General features: G+C 47.7%; 2 protein-coding genes. Both read right to left on the bottom strand.

Features of this window, described 5'->3' with window-relative positions:
* Positions 1-123 precede the first annotated feature (123 nt).
* A complete protein-coding gene (locus RTW80_RS24735; RefSeq protein ID WP_000535296.1) occupies positions 124-903 on the bottom strand; it encodes a hypothetical protein in 780 nt (259 codons plus the stop codon).
* A 52-nt stretch (positions 904-955) separates the two neighbouring features.
* Complete coding sequence (locus tag RTW80_RS24730) at positions 956-1270, bottom strand: hypothetical protein (protein WP_001302628.1); 315 nt, start codon at positions 1268-1270, stop codon at positions 956-958.
* Positions 1271-1756 lie beyond the last annotated feature (486 nt).

Here is a 1756-nt window from a genome sequence, read left to right as displayed (position 1 = left end):
CTGCTGGGTAGTCTATGGCGACAGGTAATGATGTGTTGCTTACTGGTATACAGTTAGCGGGAAGCGAAGTCATCGACATATCCCTCAGTGAAGACGCTTATGGATGGTGTCGCTGCGGTAATTTCAGAATATGCCATCATCCGTCCTGTATAGTGCATCTTCCTGCAGAAGGGTTTCAGCCGCCACGGTAATAAATGCTCGTACCGTGCAGATAGCATTCTGCACACTCCCCGAACTGATATACACGGGTTCAAGAGATTCGGTAACTCCATTACGGTGTACCAGTGCGTTTCGGGTCTTGATTACACCCTTAATCTCCTCCAATGGCCACTCATGTGGCGTTGTCAGCATCCTTGAAAAATACCGACCTATCACTTTGTGGCTCTGAAATGTCTTCTTCGCTACAAGAGACTGAGCTCGCCAGGTATAAACCTTCTCAGGAGTGTCTTTATCCGGCTCCTGCTCGACCCATTTGGAAGCAAGTAATTTTCTTCTGTCTTCCTTATTAGGAACCAACGAATCAGCCTCGTGCAGGAACTTCTGTAAATGCGGGGGATGACTAAGAAGTGCTCTTGCGCTGTACATCAGAAAGCTGTCCAGTACACTCACGCAATGAACGTAAGCCATCCGCTCTACGATCCTGGGTTGGTTGAACTGCATCAGGCTCTCTAACTCATCCAGTTCAGCCTTTGCATCCTGCAGGCGGTCAGGAATACTGGCAAGCGAAGCCTCAAAATATTGCTGCTCAGCCGCCTCTTCCATCCAGTCCTGAAACCAGCTGTATTCCTGCGCTGCCGCATCCCATTCAGGAGTTCCTTCCTCAGCATCCGGATAATTTTCCGCAATCCATTCGTCACGCCGTTCCTCCTGCATTTCAAACAGCAGTTCTTTCATACTTCCCATTTAAACCTCGCCATCAATGATGTAATCCCGCCATCAATTACTCCTCTGACCTTCAGGGGGCGATAATGTAATAGCCTTTAAAATAGTCATCTATCTGACAGGATTGCCAGGGCGGAGCACAATGTTGGAACAGCGGTTTTTTGTAGTCACCAACCAGTTGCCATGAGTCCGAGTTATCCATTCGTTCTGCAACCATTCTTCCGTTACGTTTCAGGATTTTTGGCGATTTCCAGTTATGTCTGGCGTTAATCATTTCTGTTGGCGTTGCGTATGCCGCTCCTGAATACAGCCATAGCTCTTTATGGCCATATACATCCTCAAGCTCCCGGACCACATCGTAAAATGATCTAAATGTTGGTTTACCCATACCTCGCCTCGAAAATAGTATCCGGTTCAATAGTCACGCAGAGTAATGATGACGCGCAGCACAACCCTGCTTCTGTCACACGGATGATTTTACCATGACGTCATCATTTCAAGGCTGATAATAAGCAGCCACATAACCACGCCGTTAAATTACCGGAGAGCCGTTTTCGTCAGATCCGACTTTCCTGAATATCACAACTTTCCGGAAGTGTACCACGCTGAGGAAATAATCATATCGCTGTTTTCCGCCCCTGCGCGGCGCATCACAGGTCAGGGAGATGACACAACATATAGTGTCAAGAGCAGCTGAATTCAGCACTACATGTTGTGCTTACAGGGTGTGGCGCTGTGCGGAGGGGGAGGAAGATCCGTAACTAGCAGAAAACGGATCTCAAAGGCAGAAGAGAGGGATTATTGCCTGACAATCACAAAAAGTTAAGAATTGTTGCTACGTGGGGATTGTTGCAAGAAATGCAAAATTCAGGAC

It is taken from the genome of Escherichia sp. AM3, assembly GCF_032029835.1.
Classification (GTDB): Bacteria; Pseudomonadota; Gammaproteobacteria; order Enterobacterales; family Enterobacteriaceae; genus Escherichia; species Escherichia coli.
This window is presented reverse-complemented; position numbering and strand designations above follow the sequence as displayed.

Bases quoted from the DNA above. Each gene is read 5' to 3' on its own strand.
- RTW80_RS24730 (WP_001302628.1), bottom strand. From the start codon at position 1,270: ATGGGTAAACCAACATTTAGATCATTTTACGATGTGGTCCGGGAGCTT.
- RTW80_RS24735 (WP_000535296.1), bottom strand. From the start codon at position 903: ATGGGAAGTATGAAAGAACTGCTGTTTGAAATGCAGGAGGAACGGCGT.